The following is a 21,251-nucleotide window of genomic DNA, read 5'->3' on the forward strand; positions in this document are numbered from 1 at the left end:
CAGGATGTCCGCGCTACAATGTTTTTGCCTGTTCAATGGCCATCCGAAGAGCGGCCAGTTTGTTGTGTACTTCCTGCAACTCGCTGTCGACGACGGACTTGGCAACAACGCCGGCCCCGGCCTGGTAATACAGCGTGTTGTCTTTGCTCATGAACGTGCGAATCATGATGCAGTGATTGAACTCACCGTCGAAGCCCATGTAGCCTATACTGCCCGAATAAAAGCTACGGCTCAGATTTTCGTAGCGATCGATCAACTGCATCGCCATGTGCTTGGGGGCACCGGAGAGTGTGCCGGCGGGGAACGTTTCGGCCACAATCTGCAACGGGTCCGCTGTTTCGGTCAGGTTGCCGACAACTTTTGAAACGAGGTGAATGACGTGCGAATAATACTGAACTTCCTTGAACGTCTCCACATTGACGACATCGCAATTACGGCTGAGATCATTGCGGGCGAGGTCGACCAGCATAACGTGTTCAGCGGATTCTTTGGGGTCGTCATACAGTTTCTGAGCCAGCTCCGCGTCGTGCAGATCGTCGCCGGTGCGCCGGAACGTTCCCGCAATCGGATATATCGTGGCTTTGCGATCTTTAACAACAATCTGCGCTTCAGGCGACGAACCAAATAGTTTGTAGTTGCCGTAGTCGAAATAGAACAGATAAGGCGACGGATTGAGCGATCGTAATGTCCGGTATACATTGAATTCGTCACCAGCGAAAGGCGTCGAAAACCGGCGTGACAGCACGATCTGAAACACATCACCCCGCTGGCAATGATCTTTGCCCTTCTGGATAACCCCCCGGAATTCGTCGTCCGTGAAATTCGATTGTTCAGGCCCCGCTGTACTGAACGAATACGTCGGATAGTTACGCCCCGTGATCAGATCACTGATGTAGTCGAGCGTGCTTTCGGGTTCGGTATCGCCATTCCGCAAATAGCTGTGCTCGAACAGATACAGCTCATCTTTGAAGTGGTTGATCGCCAGAACGTACCGGTATACGCTGAAAACGGCGGCTGGAATCTGATTTTCGGTCGGAACGGGGGCGTGTAGATTAATGTCTTCAAAGGTTTGCACCGCCGGGTAACCGAAGTAGCCGAATAAGCCGTTCGTGATAAATGAAAATGGCGCTTTTTCGTGTTGAAAGCTATCCTTGAATTGCTGAAGCGCAGCCAGCATGTCTTTGTTCTCCGGCAACTCGCGCGTCTGCTCTTCCTCACCCGGCATCTTGACGGTTAGTTTACCTAATGGTCCGCCGTTATGATCGTAGGTAAATTGGGCAACGGGATCGAAGGCGATGTAAGAGAAGCTGTTATCGTTCCCGTGATAGTCGGAGCTTTCGAGCAGAATGCTGTTGAGGAAGCGATCCCGAATGCGTAGGTAAATACTCACCGGCGTAATAATGTCGGCCAGCATTCGCTTATGGCGACTAACAACGCGGTAGGTTGTGGCGGTAGGAAGGGTTGTGTTCATGGATTGGACTGGTCAGTTTGGTGTTTTGTGGTATCGGACGTAAGTTTTCGCGGGAAAAGGGCATAAAAAAAGCCCACCGGGATGACGGTGAGCCTTATAGTATTTGCTGATAAACAACAATAGCGGCAACCCTCATCCCCAATGAGAAGAGTGCCACCACCAGATCATGTTATTTACCGAGTTATTCATCATTTCTAGTTTCCTGTATCGGGGTGGCGGGATTCGAATCGCCACGACCTCTACGTCCCGAACGTAACACGCTACCAGGCTGCGATACAGCCCGAAGGGAGTGCACAAAGATAAAGTGTTTGTTTTGTTATGGCCAAATCAATCGTACTTTTTTCTGCATTAAATTGATCAGCTCATCCGGTACTTCCCAAGGCAGTAAATGGCCAGCTCCCTTAACCTGGTCAATAGTGGCATCATTCAGGTGAGGCAGAACCAGTCTGGTTTGAACATCGGGGGGTAGCGCACGATCTTCTGTCCCGACAAGTATTGAAATTGGAACGTTGATGGCATGCATCCGGTCTGAAATATCTTCTTTACTCCCTTCCAGTAACCACGCATCCCAGGCGGGTCTGGAGGTTCGCAGGTCGTCGGCAATGATCTGCTCCTGAACGGCTTCGGCTACAGTTACCTCTGTGATGTTTTTGAGCGTCTGTTCCGCAGCCGAGCGCAGCCCGTAGCCTTCCAGTAGCTTTGTTCGTTCCTCGTCGGGGATGGGTTCGGGAACGGGCGGAGAAGGCGACACCAGCAACAGTGACTTGAGGCCAACGGGTTGACGGGCAGCCAGTGCCAACGCGATCTTCCCGCTCATCGAATGGCCAACGAGGACAAAGTCGGTTAACTCCATCGCCTGTACCAAACTGGCCACATCGTCGGCCATATCATCAACGGAATACCCCGTTGGCGATGACTCCGAGTCACCGCAACCCCGCAAATCGATAGCAATACATCGATATGTCGTTGCCAGTTGCGTCATGACCGATTGCCACTCCAGCGCAGAGCCGCCGAAGTAATGCATAAATACAATTGTTCGTGGCCCGCTTCCCTGATCCAGCACGTTGAGCTGAATGCCATTGACTGAAATACGCATAATACGTTGTCGTTGGCGCTTAAACCTGCGTTTTAAGCTTGGCTGGCTGATCCGTTATTTCAAGCATCTCGCCATAAGGAACGATGGTGATCTGCCCGAATTCTTTCAGCAAGTTCTTGTACGCTTCGGCTACGGGCCGGGGCTTCCGGTTGAGGTCATACAGGCCACACGCGTTGACCGTATTGTTGAGTTCACCCAGTTGAGAATCCCAATCGATCTGATCGATCAGGCTATACCACGTAAAACCCAGTACGGGTACGCCATCCCGACGCATGCGCATAATGCCGACCCACTGCTTATTGAGCCAGATCGGCGCCTGATCGGCTTCGAACACATTCGTTTCGGTATGCATCACGGGCATCCGATATCGCTCGTAATACTCCTTGGTAATTTCATACCAGCCCAACACATCCATTGAGGTTTGGATTGAGCCATCGGAAAGTTTAATACGCTCATTCCGACCGTAATAGTCGTTGCCCATAATTTGATAGCCCGGCGGTTTCCCTTTCATAAACCAGTTGTACTCGTCGCGGGTCAACCCGTTGTCCATCATATACATGGCCACGGTAGCCGTAGGCGGGTTTGCATATAGTAAATCCAGCGACAAAAACCGAAGCTCATTTTCCAGATTGGTTTCGAAAGAGGGCGTTGCGCTAAGTTCGTGCGTGTATTCCGCGCTTTCACTCTGAACAATGATGCAGTCATTCCGGTGTTTGGCGATCTGCTGATTCGCCATGATACTGGCCGCTGCACAGTGCTTAAGGGCCGTAACGAAGCCTTTGTCGGTCTTTAGCTGCTCGTTCCAGACGCCATCTTTAGCACTGATGCGAGCAGTGACGTAAATCTCATTGACGGGCGTATAGTAGCGTACCCACGGGTAGCGCTTGGCAACGGCTTCGGCGTACTCGGCGAAATGAATGGGTAATTCGGGATTTTGGAAATCGCCAACCCAGTCCGGTACACCAAAGTGCATCAGGTCCAGAATTGGTGTGATGCCAAGCCGTTTGATCTCCGCCATGACCAGATCGGCGAAGGTCCAGTCAAATTTTCCCGGCCCCAGGTGAATACTGTAGTAGGGAAGACCATACCGCAATACATTCAGTCCCATCTCCTTCACTAACCCCAGATCTTCCTTCCAGCGGTCGTAGTGGCCACATTCACGGAGTTGATCGCGTCGAACCTTGCCGTTCTGGATCGTTGGATAGGAACATTCGATACCCGTGGCAAACATGAAGTTGCTGGGGCTTTTTGTCGGTAAGCCACCGCCGTCATGACCTCCGGCTCCGCCGAATTGATCACCTTCGTAGTCGCCGTCGCCAAACTTTTTTTTGATAATGCTTAGAAAATTCTTTTGAGCCATAACGTTGTGATGCGGATAGAAACCCGCGATTGATACTAGCTGAATGCGGATTTCAGTCTACTTGTACGCGTCTAAAAAACGGTCTGCTGTTCGAAGCGCAAGAGCCATAATGGTTAAAGCCGGATTGACGCTGAGTGCACTCGGAAATGTTGAGTTGTCGCTGATATACAGGTTTGGAATGTCAAAAGACTGCCCGTCGGCGTTTACCACGGCGGTGTTCGAGTCATTCCCCATCCGACAGGTACCGATGACGTGCGCATTTCGAGGAAAGGCCCACACATTTTTAGCACCGGCAGCAGACCATATTTCACGCATAACCTTGTTGGCGTGCGCATTCATCCGCTCTTCACTTTCGCCATTCGAAAAATAGACGCGCGGTTTGGGTAAGCCACGGATGTCTTTTTCGTCCGACAATTCCATGTAGTTATGGGCATACGGCAAACAATCGCCCAGAATATTGATACCCGCCACGTGATTATAAGCCGATGCCGCCTGTTTCAGATCCTGCCCCCATAAGCCCCGCCCCCGCGCCATCTGGCTAACGTAAGTTACTGGCATAACACCGATAGACTGGAGCAGATAGCCACCAACGAAATCAGCATCGGCAGCGCGGTGCATGTCTTCCGAAATAATCGCACCGGGAATACCCTTGTAAGGCCGAATGTCTTCATCGAATTCGCCCCAGATTTGCAGACCGGGATGAGCCATAACGTTTCTGCCGACCTGACCGCTGCTATTAGCAAGATCGTTCAGGAGAAGCAACCGGGCTGTTTCAATCGTTCCGGCGCACAGAAAGACGAACCGGCACCGCTGCCGTTCTTCCTGCCCGTTGTGCATGTAAACGACTTCGCTGATTTTTCCCGACGCATCTTTGATCAGCTGAGTCACAAAACACTCCGGACGAATTTCGGCTCCGTAATGAACGGCCAGCGGAATGTAGGTGACGTCCATACTCGCCTTTGCACCGATGTTACAACCCGCCTGGCAGAAGCCCCGGTTGGCACAGCCGGGCCGGTGACCGACGCCTTCCTGATAATAACCAGCGGACAAAGCCGCATTGGCCGCTGGGGACGTTTTGATACCAATTTTCTTACTGCCACGCTCCATTAATTGGCCTGCACCGTTGATCGGAAGCGGTCCCAATGCATAGGCACGCTTTCGGGCTGGCCCCCACGGGTAATTGGCTGGACCAGAAACGCCTAGAAACTGTTCGACTTCGTCATAATAATGAGCTATTTGGTCGAAGTCAATGGGCCAGTCTTCCCCCACACCGAAATCAGTACGGATGCGTAAATCATCGGGTTGAGCGCGGGGCGTATAAGCCGTGTAATGAAGCGTTGAGCCACCAACACCCGTTCCGGAGTTGTTGCTGCCGAACGGCAGTGGGTCATTGCCCGCGCTTAACCGTTCGTCATTCCAGAAGAGCTTGCTTTGTGCTTTTTCGTCGGTGGGAAAATCCTGCATCGGATTCCAGTTCTTACCCGCTTCGAGGGCAACCACGCTCAGCCCTGCTTTGGCCAGACGGGCCAGCAAGGGAGCGCCACCTGCACCCGTCCCGATCACGACCGCATCGACAAGTTCTGAAGTTTTATAAGGCATTTGTTGACTGATAGAAAAAAGAATACTTGATACTATGATCCTGACCCTACCGCTAACACGTCCGTGCTGGCGGTAAGGTGAACTTACTCGTTGATTTGTACGGCTCTTGGTTCGCGGTCTTCCAACTGGTCCAGGCCAACGCGTTTCCAGGTTGGCGTATCGGCCATACCGACGTAACCGATCTCTTCCTGCGCTATTGGATGGCTGTAATAGTTTTCGACAGCTTCGGCCAGCAGTTCTTCAAAAAAACGGTCAGCTGGCAACGTTTGCCACGTTTCACCGGGCGCTTCCATGAGCTGAATAGCTTTCAAAACCTGATCCTGCTCACCGCCAGTCAAGCTAAGAAAGGGCTGTTGGAATAGGGCTTGGGCACTCTCGTCAATACCCTTCAAGCCAAGTTTATACGCGTCGCCGTCGGTAGGCATGGTGTCATATCGCCAGCCATTTGTTTCGCTCCCCGAAAGTCGTTCATCGATACCATCGGCCACGGGAATGGGCTGATCAGTTTCACCCTGCGGAACCAGTCGGTCGCAGACTGCCTGGAGTAACGTAAATTCGTCGGTCGAGAAAAACGTTGGCTGGCGGGGGGGCGTGTTCAACCGTTTCACCAACGCCTGTCGGGTGGCTTCGGTGACCAGATCGGTCGTGAGCAAATCACGAACGGTCCCTACTGGATACTTAATTGTCATAACTGATTCAACGTAGTGTATATAGCTCGTAAGCTGAGTCTCAAACTGGTGATTTGGCTTAGCCCAGTTTACCACCGGTTACTTCAACGATGCTGCCGGTCATGAAGCTGCCTTCGCTGGAAGCCAGCAGGACATACGCCGGAGCCAGTTCTTCGGGCTGGCCGGGGCGGGCCAGTGCGACCTCATGGCCAAAGTTCTTAACTTCGTCTTCGGGCATGGTTGCCGGAATATTGGGCGTCCAGACAGGTCCGGGGGCAACGCAGTTAACACGAATGTTGCGCTTTCCTAGCTGAATGGCCAACGATTTCGTGAATGCGTGGATAGCTCCTTTCGAGGCTGTGTAATCGACCAGAATCGGGTTGCCAACGATACCGACAATACTACCGGTGTTGACAATGGCGTCGCCTTCGTGCAAATGCGGGAGAGCAGCCTTTACCATGAAGAAATAGCCGAAAATATTGGTTTCGAACGTCCGGCGAAATTGCTCTTCGGAGATATCTTCAATGTTCTCCTGTGCCATCTGGTAGGCCGCATTGTTGATCAGGATATTCAGCTTGCCATAGTGATCGACCGTTTGCTGTACGGCAGCCAAGCAGGCTGCGGAATTACGTACATCGGCCTTGATGACCAGACACTGCCGCCCTTTGCTTTCAACGATCCGCTGGGTGTATTTGGCATCGTCGGTGTTCTCGTTGTAAACGATCGCGACATTGGCCCCTTCCATCGCAAACGCAATGGCAACGGCCCGCCCAATGCCCGAATCGGCACCGGTAATGATGGCTATTTTATCGGTAAGTTTTCCCGCCGGTTTGTAGTTCGACAGATCGCTGTCGGGAGCCGGGTCCATGTCAGACTGCCGGGCTGGGTAGGGGAGTTGCTGGCCCGGAATTTCTTCGGATGCAGGTCGGAATTCAGATGGATTCATTGTGCTGTTGAGTAGGTTTACGAACACGTTATTCGGAAATTGGATAACTGAATGTTTCGCCCTTTTGTTGACAGCATACAGAAAGAGTCGCCTGACAAATCGGGCGACTCTTGATAGATGTAAATCAGCGGAACGAAGCAGTTTGATCAGAACTAGGTAAGCGGAAGCCGTCAGTTCTACATTTCGATCATCTTAAGCTGAATTAATTTACTGGCCGATAACTCAAACGAACATTGATCGAAACTGGGTGGTCCCATCAGCATGGTCACATTTGAAAAGCCGAATGGCTCACTGGGCATCTGACCCAAAAAGTCCATTTTCTGATTGTCATTCAAGTCCTGATAGGCGCGTATGGCGTAACGACCGGCCGGCAGTTTGTCGAAGGTTATCGTAATGTCACCCGTCGCCGAAACGTCGACCGCCTGGGTTTTGGCGGATTGACCGGTGAAGGTAGATTCGTTGGTGGCCAGCCCGATATATAATTTCCCCGTTCGTTTGGTAACGTCGGAGATGACAACCGTTACGGTATAGGCTGCCGTATCAGCTTTGGGCTTAGCCGGCGTGATGCGTAGCGCAAATGAGTGGGTGAATAGACCAATAAGCAGGGCGAGGGTTACGAATGTCGTTTTCATTGTGGGATGATAATTGATGGTATGCGTTTCCGTCGTTGATCGACAGGACAAACATAGCGGGTCTGGAAACGCGCTGCAACTGATAGGGACGTACTGCGCAATTCTGGGATGAACAGCAACGCCAGGGATGAACGGAAGGAGTTTGGGACGATCTGCTGATGCTATTTTCGCCGTTATGCGGTGCGCTACGGGCTATTCTTCACTGTTATAATCTGCTGGCTGACTGGTATTCGATACGCCGTATCTTGGAAGTACGGCGTATCGAATACCAGTCAGCCAGCAGCCTCCCCGTTGTTGAGCGTGAGGTTTCCGTTTTTCGTGTACCGGATTTCTTCCTCGGCCAGCATCTGTTTCAGTGTCTGGGCGAGTGCGTTAGCATCGGTTTGCGAAAAATAGTGCGCCAGCTGTTTAGGCGATACACCGGGGCCGTTCGCCAGCGCGACATATTCGCGTACCTGTTCCCGCACGACCGTTGAACTAATTTCGTTGCTTTTTTTCTTTTTGATGCAATTGTCGCAAATGCCACACGCTTCGCCGGGCTTCTCACCAAAATAAGCCTGGATGAGCCGTGTTCGGCATTGGGTCGGGTGTTCGGTGTAGATAATGGCCGACTGGACCTTTCGCAGCGTCAGTTCTTTCCGGCGATTCAGCTCCTGCACGTTGATCGGTAAGGTCGGCGCATCGAAGCGGGGCGTCAGAAAGGTCAGTTGTGGTTTGTCTTTCTGCTTTTCGTAAATGACGACGTTCCGTTCGTGAAGCTGCTCCAGAAGCGCCACGATTTCACTTTGGTTCAACAGAAAAGCCCGCGCTAGTGCCGATTCCGAGATCGTTATGAAGTCGGTAAAAACTTCACCGCCATACATACGCAGGATTAGTTTCAGGAACGGATCGAACCGTGAATGCAACACCTGAAATTCATAGAGTTGCCGGTTGTCCAACACCATCAGTAAGCGCGATGGGTGAAAATAATTCTCGCTCAACTGAATAAATCCTTCCAGCTGGAGTTGTTTCAGCGCATAATGTGTCTCCTGGGCGGGCAGGTTAAACGTGTTCGTAAACGCACTCAGGTCGAAATCGTAACTCGTGAACAGGCCACCTCCAACGGGTACGGCCGTATAATTCGATAGAGCCTGGTATACCCGGCGTAGCATATCGCCGGGCTGATAGAGTTGTTCGGTCCGGTAGCGAAGGTTTTCCACATCGCCGTTTGTATACAGCATCACGGCGTAGGCTTTCTGACCATCCCGCCCCGCGCGTCCGGCTTCCTGATAGTATGACTCGATCGAATCAGGAACATCCAGATGCACGACTACCCGCACATCGGGCTTGTCGATCCCCATACCAAAGGCATTGGTCGCCACCATAACCCGGATACGATTCTGAATCCAGCCGTCCTGCTTATCGGCCCGTTGTTGCGTATTGAGGCCAGCATGGTAAAAATCTGCCGATATGCCCTGTTTGTACAACAACTGGGCAATTTGCTGTGTCTGTTTGCGGCTGCGCACATAAACAATGGCACTGCCCGGCACGTTTTGCAGCACTTTGAACAAGCGAGATATTTTGTTCTCTTCCAGCACCGCCGAATAAGACAGATTAGGCCGGGCGAAGGTCTGCCGGAAAACCTGAACGGGATTGCCGTTACTGCCGCGCAACGCCAGTTTCTCCTGAATGTCGACCTGAACATCGGGTGTTGCGGAGGCCGTGAGCGCAATGATAGGGGTTTCTGGAATCAGATCCCGAAACTCAGCTAGTTGCAGGTAAGGGGGGCGGAAGTCATACCCCCAGGCCGAAATACAGTGGGCTTCGTCAACCGCGAGCAGGCAAACCGTCATCTGTTTGGCCCGCTCGATCACCAGTTCGGTACGAAGCCGCTCCGGTGACACATACAGGAATTTGGTGTTGCCGTAAATGCAGTTATCGAGGGCGGTGTCGATCTCGCGATAGTGCATCCCCGAATAAATGGCCGCAGCCGGAATACCCCGTCTGCGCAGCTGTTCGACCTGATCTTTCATCAGTGCGATCAGGGGCGTAACGACGATACAAACGCCTTTCATGGCTAAGGCTGGCACCTGAAAGCAGATCGATTTGCCACCACCCGTGGGCATTAACACGAGCGTATCCTGCCGATCCAGCACGGCATTGACTACATCCTCCTGCATAGGCCGGAAGGTAGAATAGCCCCAAAATTGCTGTAAAATCTGTCGGACCGTCAATGCGTTGGTGTTTAGTAGGTGGCTGGTTACGGTTTAGAGAATACTACCGTTTCGGACGATTGGTTCAGATGCCGAATGGTAAATCGATCAGCCAACGCTGCCGTAAACTCTACGGGTAGATATACGCTCAATTTGACGGCGAATTTACGGCGTAGAATAGACAAATCGGAATTATGACGGTTTACGTTTGTGGGTGTACTATCAACTGAAAACAAAAAGGAACATGATTCAAAAGGTTATTAAGTCCGACGAAGAGTGGCGTCGCATTTTGACGCCGGAGCAATATCGCGTTGCTCGGGGTAAGGGGACGGAGCGGGCTTTTTCGGGCGAATATTGCGAAGCACATGACCCCGGTATATATGCTTGTGTCTGCTGCGGCACCGAGCTGTTCGAATCGACAACCAAATTTGAGTCGGGTACGGGCTGGCCGAGCTTTACGGAACCTATTAAGGAAGACCGGATTCGCGTAGAAAAGGATTTCAGCTACGGCATGTCGCGCGTTGAGGTGCTCTGTAATATCTGCGACGCTCACCTTGGGCATGTGTTCGACGATGGTCCTGCACCGACCGGGTTGCGCTACTGCCTGAATTCCGTGTCATTAGTGCTGAAACGGACGGCTGATGCTGAATAAGTAAAGCGAACGATAGATAAGATGATCTTTGTTTCCAGCGTTCTGATGGCTACTTTGGTAGCCGGAGAACCCCTGAGCATTGGTTTGTAATTCTATCGTTCGCATGTGTTTACGGAAATCATCGGTACGCGGCTTCGCGGCTGGTATGCTATTGGTCGGGTCGTTGTTAGTTCAGTCGGCGGTTGCACAAAAAAAGACTGAATCAGCCGCTTATGGCCAGTTTGTTCAGCAGTTGCGAACGGCCCTGCCCATTCCCAAAACGATCTGCTATAAAACCGATCAGGATTTCTTCACGCAAGTGGCCGCACCGGAAGCCTTCCGACGAGCCCGTCAGAATCCAAATCTACGCACCGCTGCTACCGCCACCTTTCTTGTTTCCTATACGAATTTCACGCCAGAAGCCCAGAAGGCGTTTCAGTATGCCGTGGACATTTGGGCCAGCCTGATTTCGTCACCGGTTCCGATTCGGATCAAAGCGAACTGGGTTGCACAAAATGCGGGTATTCTGGGGTCGGCGGGTCCGGCCGATATTCGACTGGGCGCCGAACTGGATTCGGGGGGGGCTCAGAAAGCCTACGGAATTTACCCGATCGCGCTGGCCGAAAAAATAGCCCGTCGCGAATTGAACAGCCCTGGTGAGTCGGACATCAACGCCGATTTCAACCGGAACAACAACTGGTATTATGGGACGGATCAGAAAACACCCGCTGGCCAGACGGATCTTGTGACGGTCGTTCTGCACGAAATTGCGCATGGGCTGGGGTTTATCGGGTACTTCAATACGACTGGTCCTGAGGGCAATTACCTGACGGACCCCTATCTGTCTATCTATGACCACTTCATTGAAAATGGGCAGGGGTTAAAACTGGCCGTTGAAACAACCGCTTTTCCGCCCAAAACGAACAAGCTATACCAGCAGCTTACCGGCAATAATCTGTTTCTGAATGGGCCAACCATGCAGCGGAAAGTGGGCAAACGCGCCAAACTGTATGTCCCACAGGGGTTTGACCGAGGTTCTAGCCTGTACCATCTCGATGAAACTACGTACCCGAAGAGCGACACCAATTCGCTGATGACGCCCCGGATTGGCAATGCCGAAGCGATCCATTCACCGGGACCGCTGGTTCTGAGTCTTCTGGCTGATATTGAGTGGAAAACGACGTCGCTGCTTCATAAACAGCTGGCTAGTAGCGAAGACGAAACGGATGTGGTATTTCGGGTGAAACTGGTTAGTGATACCCTCGTGGCACCCGGTTCGGTCAGGCTATTCTACCGCAAAAGTGCACTCACGGCAACCGATACGACCTTTACCGCCGTCACGCCAACGCTCATAGCCGGTAGCACGTCTGTATATGCGTATACCATGCCTGCGAGTGTTGCCAAAGGGGATGTCTGGTATTATTTCCGGGCGCAGGATGCCTCCGGGCGAACGTTCACGAATCCTGGCCGAGCCACTGATAATACGCAACTACTTCATAACGTGCGGTTTGGCGCTGATCGATTGCCACCAACGGTTGCGTTCAGTCCATCGAAAAACTTTATATATAATCCGGCAGTAGTCGATAGCTTGCCCATTTACGCTCGGATTGCTGACGACCGGAGCGTCGCTTTCGTTAACGCGAACATCGATTCGGCATATGTCGATTATCAGGTCAACGGAATTGCTCAGCCTAAATTGGCGTTACGCCCGACGGCCTTTACCATCGGCAGTATTCAGTACGACAGCGTGTACAGCAATCGAATTATAATTCCGGCCAATTCACTGAAAGTTGGCGACAAGATCAGTTATCGGATCGTTGTTCGGGATGCGTCGAAGGCTAAAAACCGGACGGTCAATCCACAGACCGGGTTTTACGAATTGACGGTAGTGGGCCTGAAACCGGTCACTGAGCAGTATAGAAATACGTTTCAGGATGTGGCTACCACCAGTGATTTTGCAGGCTATCGCTTCAGTCAGACCACGCCGTCGGGCTTTTCTGATCCCGCCATTCATTCGGAACACCCCTACCAGAACGGATCGGATTTCAAGGCGCAGAGTAATGCTGAATATGTGCTGCTGGCCCCCATAAAAATCAAGGCCAATCCCGACAGTGCGGTCATGCGATTTGATGAGATCGTGCTGGTCGAGCCCAGTGATGCCGGTAGTCCGTTCGGAAGCTCGGGTTTTTATGACTACGTAACCGTGGAAGGGTCGGGTGATAACGGGCAGAGCTGGAAACCGCTCGTAACGGGTTATAATTCCAATAATCAATACGATTGGTACGCAGCCTACACGAGTAAGCTGGTAGCTGGCTCAAACGCCCAGGAGCAGAATTCAGCCGCCACAGGAACGCCATCTTTGTATAAGCGCCACGAGATTTCCCTGGTGAGCAACGGCAACTTCAAAGCAAACGACCAGATACTGATTCGTTTTCGGTTGTTTTCCGACCAGTTCGCTCACGGCTGGGGATGGGCTATTGATAATTTACAGATACAGGTACCACCCCCTCCGCCCGTGTTGGGCAACGAACCACTCAGTGCCGGTACGTTCTCCGTCTACCCGAATCCGGCCAGTACGGGCTCGCTTCGTGTAGAGGCTGACCTGGTTAAACCGATTGCCGAAGCCGGTCTCTCGATCACCGGAACAACGGGTCAGACGCTGCGTCAGTTGACAGTAAAAGTAGCCGGGCGGAAACTAGATGAGCAACTGGACATCAGTCAGTTACCAGCGGGCCTGTATTTTCTGAAACTCAAAGCGGGTGATTCGGTACTGACCCAGAAAGTCATTATTACACGTTAGTTCGTAGGTTTACAACATTTGGGTTGTGGCTGGTACGATTCGATCGCCCGACGATGTAAAATGATGAATGTCTTCAAGAAAACGACTTTCCTGCTTTTGCTGGCTGGTTTCCTGACGAACTGCTCACCGGCGCGTCGAATCAGCCGTGATCTGCACACGAAGTCGACATATACCGATCACTTTACGGGCGTCGCGTTGTTCGATCCTGCCAAGCAGCGGATGCTGATTCAGCACAATGCCGATAAGCCATTTACGCCCGCGTCGAATACGAAACTGTTCAGTTTTTATGCGGGTCTGCTTTCGCTGCGTGATTCATTGCCCGCGTTTCGCTATGCCGTTCGGCCCAATGCCGCGCAGGGCGATTCGCTGATCGTTTGGGGCACGGGCAACCCGCTGCTGCTACACCCCGATCTGCCCGATACCACCCTACTAGCCTTTTTGCGCAACCGAACGGAGCGATTGTTTTTCTCACCCGCGATGTACGATGGTCCCCGATTCGGACCGGGCTGGGCCTGGGACGATTACAATGATGACTATTCACCTGAATTGGCCGCGATGCCCATCTACGGCAACGTCGTTCGATCGGTGAACGGCCACGTGAGTCCTCGCCGGTTTGCGGATAGTGTCCGGGTGACCGATGACGCAAAGCCAGGCCTGCGAAGGGCTGAATTTAGAAACCAATTTACGCGTCCTGCCAACGATCGACCAGCGCGTCAGGATGTGCCGTTCCGGTGGTCGCCCGAGTTAGTCGCTCAGCTGCTGACCGATACGCTTCATCGCCCGGTAAGCGTCGTCAATCTGCCGGTGCCACCTGATGCCCGACTGGTGCACGGAACATCGACGGATTCGCTCTACAAACGAATGCTTCGGGTGAGCGATAACCAGTTTGCGGAACAGGTGCTCTTCATGGCTTCGGCTGAACGAATGGCTGGTAAGCTCATGCCAACCGTCGAGTTGCAGCGCGTTGCGGACAGTTTACAGTTGCCAGCCGCTTCGGCAAAGTGGGTCGATGGCTCTGGCTTATCCCGCTACAATCTCTTTACGCCCAACGTGTTAATCGAATTGTTGAAAAAGATCGCGGCTAAAATTCCGCAGGAGCGATTATTCGTACTGTTGCCAGCCTCCGGGCAGTCGGTTACGTTACGATCCATAGCGTCCGCCGATAAGCCCTACATTTTTGCCAAATCGGGTTCGATGAGCGGTGTCTACAATCTGAGTGGCTACGTATTGACAAAGCGTGGGAAGGTGCTCTACTTCAGTATTATGAACAATAACTTCACGCAACCCGTAAGCGAAATGCGTCGCCGAACAGCGGAATTAGTCAAGGAGATTCACAACCGGTTTTGAGACTAGTTAAGTTTCTGGTTGACGGATCATACGCCGTATCTTTGAGATACGGCGTATGATCCGTCAACCAGAAACTTAACCGACTAGCGGATAATCAGCAGATAAACCGGATAGCTCACGGCGATGAAACCAATGGCGTATAAACTACTTGAAAAGTCACCGATGACAGCGCCAGCCAGGAACGCTAGTGACGCGATCAGAAGTGTCCAGGTTGTGAAGGGATAACCCCAGGCGCGTACGGGTCGGTCGAGATCCGGTTCGGTTTTGCGTAGTCGAATCAGAGCGGCAAAGCTCGACGCGTAACACAGCACAAAGAAGAATGTCGCGATATCAGACAGTTTGCTGTACGTATTAGTCAGTATCAAGATGATGGACGCCAACGCTGTCAACATGGTGGCGTTGAGCGGGGTCCCTCCTTTGTTGACCTGCGTAACGAACGGGAAAAATAGACCATCGCGGCCCATCGCAAAAATGACGCGCGGGTTGAACATGATCTGCGCATTGATGATCCCCATAATCGAAATCATCAGCAGAAACGTGACGACCTGCGCACTACCTGGCCCAAACAAGACCTGAACCGCATCGGCGGCTGGTAGCTTCGATCCGGCCAGCGTAGCTATCGGCAAAATGTAGAGGAGGGCCAGATTGACAAGTATGTAGATCCCGATGATCAGCAAAACGCCACTGATCATGGAGCGGGGCAGGTTGCGGCTGGGGTTAACGTCTTCTTCCGTAAAATAAGCCGCGGTATGCCAGCCATCATACGTGTAGAAAACAGATTGTAAAGCCGCCAGAATGCCCAGCCAGATACCCCCTTCGGCCAGCGGGCGTAGTGAATCGGTGGGTACCGATACCGGTTTATCGGGCGTGATCATGAAGCAAACGACCACAAAGGCCAATAACCCAACCGCTTTCAACACGCTCATGACCTCCTGCGCCCGACTCGCCAGCCGTACACCGATGGAGTGAAAGGCGACGAAAGCAACCAGAATACCGATGGCCACCGCCTTTTGATGAGCGACCATCGACGGAGCCAGCAAGCCAATATACTCGCTCATAACGGCGGCTCCGAAGGCCATTGCCGACACGCTACCAAGCCAGCTGCTGATACCAATGATAAAACCGGCGTAATTGCCAAACGCCCGGCGGGCATACACGTACCAGGCGCCAGCTTTGGGCAGCATCGTTCCCAGTTCAATAACGGACAGTGAGCCGACGAGTGCGTATAAGCCGACCGCTAACCAGACCGTGATAATTAATGTAGCATCGCCGATGTCTTGTGCGATAGGACCAGGTTTTCGCAGAATGCCGGTGCCAACGGTACCACCGATCGTTACGGCCACGCCGAAGCCGACGCCTAACAGTTTTTTGAGCTGATTTTGAGCCATAAGTTGGCAGGGAAGCGGGGTGGGTTATCCTACAATGATAGCGAAAAACTCGCTTAAATGAGTCCATTGCCAAGTATGTCCTGATCGCCTGTGCGTTTTTTTGTAAGTTTGCTCCTATGAGAATCTTGCTGACTCACCCGTATGTGCTGGTCTTCATGGGAGGTGGAACGGGTAGTCTGGTACGCTATCTGACCGGACGATTTATTCCGGCTACTTTATCGGGGGCACCATTCCCGACCGCTATCCTGATTGTGAATATTGTGGCTAGTGCGCTGCTGGGTCTGGTAGTAGGCTGGGGACTCGGGCGAACGATGGGGGAGGAAGCCCGCTTGCTGATCGGTGTTGGCTTTTGCGGAGGACTCAGCACCTTTTCGAGTTTTAGTTACGATACGGTGGTACTGCTACAAAACGGCAGGGTCGGTATCGCCTTTCTCAATATCGGCCTAAATCTGATTCTATGCCTCCTTGTGTCGATGGGAGGTTTGCTGATTGGCCAGAAATTATAAACCAAACGGGGAGACGCAGGTAATGGCCTGCTCCATTACGTACGGTACATACCGTTGTTCACGCTACCAAGAATTCAATGGCTGCACAAGATCAGACTATGGCGCGTCTCTTGCATGATGCGCACGAAACGTACAAGGAAAAAGCCCTTACCCATCGGCGATTCAAGCATAAAGACATCGTCCCTTTATTGACTGCACTCGACGGCCAGCCACCATTCAGCGTTGGCCCAGTTGGTGAGTCGCTGGAGAAGCGGGCAATTTATCAGGTTAAGGCCGGAACGGGAGAAAATACGGTACTGCTCTGGTCGCAGATGCACGGCGATGAAGCGACTGCCACGATGGCGCTGTTCGATCTGTTCAATTTTTTGAAAGCGACGAACGATGGGTTCGATGCATTCAGGCAGTCGATTCTGACGAACACGACGCTGTATTTTGTGCCGATGCTCAATCCGGACGGAGCCGAACGGTTTCAGCGTCGAACGGCAACCGACATCGATATGAACCGCGATGCGCTACGGCTCCAAACGCCGGAAGGCGCTCTCTTGAAATCATTGCAGCAGACGCTACAGCCACTTGTTGGTTTTAACCTGCACGATCAGAATCCTCGCTATACCGTTGGCACGACGGGGAAACAGGCTGTCATGTCGTTTCTGGCAACGGCTTACGACGAAGAACGGAACATCAACGATGTGCGGGAGCGGTCCATGCAGCTCATTGTGGGCATGAATCGGGCCTTGCAGCAATTTATTCCCGGTCAGGTGGGGCGTTTCGACGATGAATTCGAACCACGGGCCTTCGGCGATAACATTCAGAAATGGGGGACAACGCTGGTGTTGATCGAGTCGGGTGGCTACAGCGATGATATCGAGAAAATGGCAATCCGCCGGCTAAACTTCGTGGCTATCCTGACGTCACTGAAGGCCATTGCCGACGGATCATACAAACAGGAAAACAGGGACGACTATCAGACCATACCCGAGAATGGCCGTCTGCTGTTCGACGTACTGATTCGCAACGCAACCAGTATTCGTGAAGGACGCCCTGTACTTATCGATGTTGGTATCAATCAGCACGAAAAAAATACAGGCGATGGTAGTTTTCGCTACAAAAGCGTGATCGACGATATAGGCGACCTGTCCACTTTTTACGGCATTCAGGAAATCGACGCAACGGGTCTGACGCTCCAGCCCGCCCGTGTTTACGCTGATACGCTGGATTCAGTCGAGGAAATCGGTAGACTTGATTTACCCGCGCTCCGGCAGCAGGGGATTGTAGTGTTCAAGGTCAGTCAGGCACCCAATGATAAGTTGCCGGACCAACCCGTTCATATCCTGTTTGAGGGGGAGCTACCCGCCCAGCCACTCGCCATTGAACAGATACCTACCTTCCTGTTGATGAACGAAAGCGAGATTGTGTATACGTTTGTCAATGGTTTCCGGGAGTTTGAACCGGCGAAGAAGGGCAAACGGTGTAATGGGGTTGCCGAATAAATAAGAGTCAAACGGCGATTCGGCCAAATAGTATAGAGGTCACCGTAACCACAGCGCAATTTAAGCTTGTTTTAATGTGGTCATGGTTAATTTATTGATTTATAGAAAGTTAACATTTTGGAAATATAACCCAAGCGTAACATTGAGGTAACGTTGGCGTAATATTGGGCTGGTAGCTTTGCGGTGCTTATAAGCGATACCAAACCATCAATATGAACCGCAACGTACTACTTATTTTATTCTCTTTATTCTCCACCGCTATTCTGGCCCAGACAGGTACTGTCAGGGGCACCATCAAAGACAGCAAGACGAAAGAAGCCCTCATTGGCTGCACCGTTCGAATCGATGGCACCCAACTTGGTGGTACGACCGACATCGAAGGGGGCTTTACCATTACCAATGTACCCGCCGGGACGCAAAAAGTCCTTATCTCCTACATTTCGTATCAGACAAAAGAAATTCCAAACGTTCGGGTTGAATCGGGCAACACGACCGCCATTGAAACCGAACTGGACGAAGAAGGTAAATCGCTTCAGGAAGTTGTCGTTCGGGCCAGCCGGGCTACGAACACAGAAGTAGCGGTTATCACCGAAATCAAGCAAATCAAAGCACTGGCCGTCGGGATTTCAGCGGCTCAGATTCAAAAATCGCAGGATCGCGATGCCGCAGCCGCCATTCGTCGCGTGCCTGGTGTCAGCATTCTTGATAACCGGTTCGTTTTAATCAGAGGATTAGGCTCGCGCTATAACTCGGTACTGATCAACGATGTCATTGCCCCATCGACCGAAGTGGAAACCCGCTCGTTCTCATTCGATATTATTCCGAGCAATATTCTCGACCGGATGATTGTTTACAAATCCGGATCGGCTGAACTACCCGGCGATTTTGCGGGTGGTATCGTGAAAATCTACACCAAACGTCGTCCGAGCAGCAATTTCTTCGACGTTGGTTTAACCTTCGGCTACCGTCCCGGCACAACGGGCAAGCAGGTGCAATCCCACGATCGGGGTGGCTTGAGCGCACTAGGCTTATGGTCGCCCAATCAAACCGTACCAACCAGTTTCCCAACCCGTTCCGGTGATTTCAACGCGCTTGGTGCGCCACAGCGGGCTGCCTACGCTCGCTTGCTGCCTAACTCATGGGGATTGACGAACGTTTCGGTCATGCCTGACGTACGCTTCGCACTCAACACGGGTCGGCGGTTCGATGTTGGCAATGTCCAGATCAGTAACCTGACCAGTATTAACTATAGCCTGACGAACCAGGCAACGGACATTGATTTCAGCGTCTACGAAAACGGAGCGGTTGCCAATGCAATCAACCAATCGTATAAAGATGCCAGCTACGCCCGTCAGTCGCGATTGGGATTGCTGCATAACTGGTCACTGCGCTTCTCGCCAACGTTTACGCTGGAATGGAAAACGCTTTTCAACCAGATGGGTAACCAGGAAACCGTTGTGCGGCAGGGTCAGAACTTCGATTCAAACGCCGACATTCGCAGCTACTCGCAACGGTTCGAAAACCGTAGTATTTTAACAACCCAGGTTTCGGGTGATCATCAATTAAATGAACTGACGAAGCTGAACTGGATTGCCGGTTACGGTTATTCAGGTCGCTGGGAGCCTGACTGGAAACGGGCTCGTTACCAGGCTCCTCTGAACAGTGGCGAGAATGGAACGTATACGTTGGTGACACCCTTATCGCCTAACCCAATTGACGTAGGACGTTTTTACTCAAAACTGAATGAGCAAACGGTCTCGTTGATCGGTAATTACGACCACACATTCGGGAACCCAACGGATCGGGAACCCAACCACCTAAAAATGGGTGTCTATGGCGAACGTCGCGTTCGTGATTACTCGGCCCGCTTTTATGGCTATAATAGTATTCCGGGAGCGGTTAGCGATGGCTCTATCGTGCAGCAGCAACCAATCGGATCGATCTTCGCTCCTGAAAACGTAAATGGTCAACCCGGCAGATTGTCATTGCAGGATGGTACATCCGATTTTGATTCATATCGGGGCAGCAATACCTACGGTGCCGCTTATGTGAGTGGGGACATTAATATTAGTGCCCGCACAAATGTAACGCTGGGCTTGCGGGGCGAATACAACGTTCAGGGGCTAATGAGCCAACGGATGGGCGCTGATCGGCAGTTGGTAGATCGGGCCATTTTCAGTCCGCTACCCTCGATCAACATCACTCACAAGCTTAACGATCGCCACAACGTTCGACTGGCTTACTCGGCAACCGTGAACCGTCCTGAACTGCGGGAACTGGCTCCGTTCCAGTACTTCGATTTCAACCTGCTGGCGGTTGTTACGGGGAATACCGAGCTGACTACGGCTACCATTCAGAACGTCGATCTTAAGTGGGAGTTCTACCCAAGTCCGAACGAGCTGATTTCGGTTACTGGTTTCTACAAACATTTCCGTAACCCAATTGAAAGCTTCCTGCTGCCAACCGGTAACGGGTTTAGCTACTCGTTTATCAACGCTCCGACAGCCCGTAACTACGGTATCGAGGTAGAGATGCGCAAAGGTTTCCAGCAATCGGGCAGCAAATTCCTTCAGAACATGCAGGTAGTGGCCAATGCGTCACTGATCAATAGCCGTGTTACGCTCGGTGACTTCATCCGGGCTCCGGATGCAACGTCAACGGTTGTCGATGTGCCGCTGAAAGACTTGGCCGACCGTCAACGGCCCCTGGCTAACCAGTCGCCCTACCTGATCAATGCCGGTGTCTATTATCAGGAACCAAATTCGGGCCTACAGTGGAACGTGTTGTACAATGTATACGGACCGCGCATCTTCGCCGTCGGTACGCGCAACAACCCGACCATCTACGAACTACCGCGTCACGCCATTGACCTGAACGTAAGCAAGACCTTCAACCAGAAGATCGAACTACGACTAGGTATCCAGGATATTCTGAACCAGGCAACCCGCTATGCTCAGGACTTCAACGGCGATGGCAAGATTGGTAAAGACCTTACCTCACAGACTGTCAGTGCCGATCAGGTATTCCGGAGTTTCCGTCGTGGCCAATACGTTACCCTGACTGGTGTGTACACCTTCGGACGGCGTACCATTGTTCCTTAATGCTTTTGCTTTTACCAATTGACC

15 protein-coding genes are annotated in these 21,251 nt (G+C 52.1%); 6 read left to right on the top strand and 9 right to left on the bottom strand.

The features are described 5' to 3' along the window. Positions 1 to 13: 13 nt before the first annotated feature. The 8 genes from GK091_RS00240 to GK091_RS00275 form a co-directional block, all read right to left on the bottom strand. Positions 14 to 1,471 carry an anthranilate synthase component I family protein gene (locus tag GK091_RS00240; protein ID WP_164034644.1) on the bottom strand — a complete coding sequence of 486 codons (1,458 nt, stop codon included), beginning with the start codon at positions 1,469 to 1,471 and terminating at the stop codon, positions 14 to 16. Between the two features lie 316 nt (positions 1,472 to 1,787). Continuing rightward, complete coding sequence (locus tag GK091_RS00245; RefSeq protein ID WP_164034645.1) at positions 1,788 to 2,567, bottom strand: alpha/beta fold hydrolase; 780 nt, start codon at positions 2,565 to 2,567, stop codon at positions 1,788 to 1,790. 19 nt (positions 2,568 to 2,586) lie between these two features. Further along, positions 2,587 to 3,927, bottom strand: a complete 1,341-nt coding sequence (locus GK091_RS00250; RefSeq protein WP_164034646.1) for a family 1 glycosylhydrolase — start codon at positions 3,925 to 3,927, stop codon at positions 2,587 to 2,589. Positions 3,928 to 3,984: 57 nt separating this feature from the next. After that, the gene (locus GK091_RS00255) at positions 3,985 to 5,526 is read right to left on the bottom strand and encodes a GMC family oxidoreductase (protein ID WP_164034647.1); all 1,542 of its coding nucleotides are present in this window, start codon (positions 5,524 to 5,526) and stop codon (positions 3,985 to 3,987) included. Positions 5,527 to 5,609: 83 nt separating this feature from the next. Next, positions 5,610 to 6,215, bottom strand: a complete 606-nt coding sequence (locus tag GK091_RS00260) for a gluconate 2-dehydrogenase subunit 3 family protein (protein ID WP_164034648.1) — start codon at positions 6,213 to 6,215, stop codon at positions 5,610 to 5,612. A 58-nt stretch (positions 6,216 to 6,273) separates the two neighbouring features. After that, complete coding sequence (locus GK091_RS00265) at positions 6,274 to 7,140, bottom strand: SDR family oxidoreductase (protein WP_164034649.1); 867 nt, start codon at positions 7,138 to 7,140, stop codon at positions 6,274 to 6,276. Between the two features lie 176 nt (positions 7,141 to 7,316). Continuing rightward, the gene (locus GK091_RS00270; protein WP_164034650.1) at positions 7,317 to 7,772 is read right to left on the bottom strand and encodes a DUF2141 domain-containing protein; all 456 of its coding nucleotides are present in this window, start codon (positions 7,770 to 7,772) and stop codon (positions 7,317 to 7,319) included. A 272-nt stretch (positions 7,773 to 8,044) separates the two neighbouring features. Continuing rightward, complete coding sequence (locus GK091_RS00275; protein WP_246202104.1) at positions 8,045 to 9,931, bottom strand: RecQ family ATP-dependent DNA helicase; 1,887 nt, start codon at positions 9,929 to 9,931, stop codon at positions 8,045 to 8,047. 277 nt (positions 9,932 to 10,208) lie between these two features. Between GK091_RS00275 and msrB the strand changes: the two genes are divergently transcribed. The 3 genes from msrB (at position 10,209) to GK091_RS00290 (ending at position 14,742) form a co-directional block, all read left to right on the top strand. Continuing rightward, entirely contained in the window at positions 10,209 to 10,616 is a 408-nt protein-coding gene (msrB, locus tag GK091_RS00280; RefSeq protein WP_164034652.1) for a peptide-methionine (R)-S-oxide reductase MsrB, read from the top strand. 103 nt (positions 10,617 to 10,719) lie between these two features. Next, on the top strand, positions 10,720 to 13,395 hold the full coding sequence (locus tag GK091_RS00285) for a T9SS type A sorting domain-containing protein (RefSeq protein WP_164034653.1): 2,676 nt from the start codon (positions 10,720 to 10,722) through the stop codon (positions 13,393 to 13,395). Positions 13,396 to 13,455: 60 nt separating this feature from the next. After that, positions 13,456 to 14,742, top strand: a complete 1,287-nt coding sequence (locus tag GK091_RS00290; protein WP_164034654.1) for a D-alanyl-D-alanine carboxypeptidase — start codon at positions 13,456 to 13,458, stop codon at positions 14,740 to 14,742. A gap of 83 nt (positions 14,743 to 14,825) precedes the next feature. On the opposite strand, the gene GK091_RS00295 is transcribed toward GK091_RS00290, so the two are convergent. Then, a complete protein-coding gene (locus tag GK091_RS00295; RefSeq protein WP_164034655.1) occupies positions 14,826 to 16,130 on the bottom strand; it encodes an APC family permease in 1,305 nt (434 codons plus the stop codon). A gap of 116 nt (positions 16,131 to 16,246) precedes the next feature. Between GK091_RS00295 and crcB the strand changes: the two genes are divergently transcribed. From crcB to GK091_RS00310, 3 genes are all read left to right on the top strand, one after another. Then, a complete protein-coding gene (gene crcB, locus GK091_RS00300) occupies positions 16,247 to 16,636 on the top strand; it encodes a fluoride efflux transporter CrcB (RefSeq protein WP_164034656.1) in 390 nt (129 codons plus the stop codon). A gap of 77 nt (positions 16,637 to 16,713) precedes the next feature. Then, positions 16,714 to 18,126, top strand: a complete 1,413-nt coding sequence (locus GK091_RS00305; RefSeq protein ID WP_164034657.1) for a M14 family zinc carboxypeptidase — start codon at positions 16,714 to 16,716, stop codon at positions 18,124 to 18,126. A gap of 212 nt (positions 18,127 to 18,338) precedes the next feature. Next, entirely contained in the window at positions 18,339 to 21,227 is a 2,889-nt protein-coding gene (locus GK091_RS00310; protein WP_164034658.1) for a TonB-dependent receptor, read from the top strand. Positions 21,228 to 21,251 lie beyond the last annotated feature (24 nt).

This window comes from Spirosoma agri (genome assembly GCF_010747415.1).
Lineage (GTDB): Bacteria > Bacteroidota > Bacteroidia > Cytophagales > Spirosomataceae > Spirosoma > Spirosoma agri.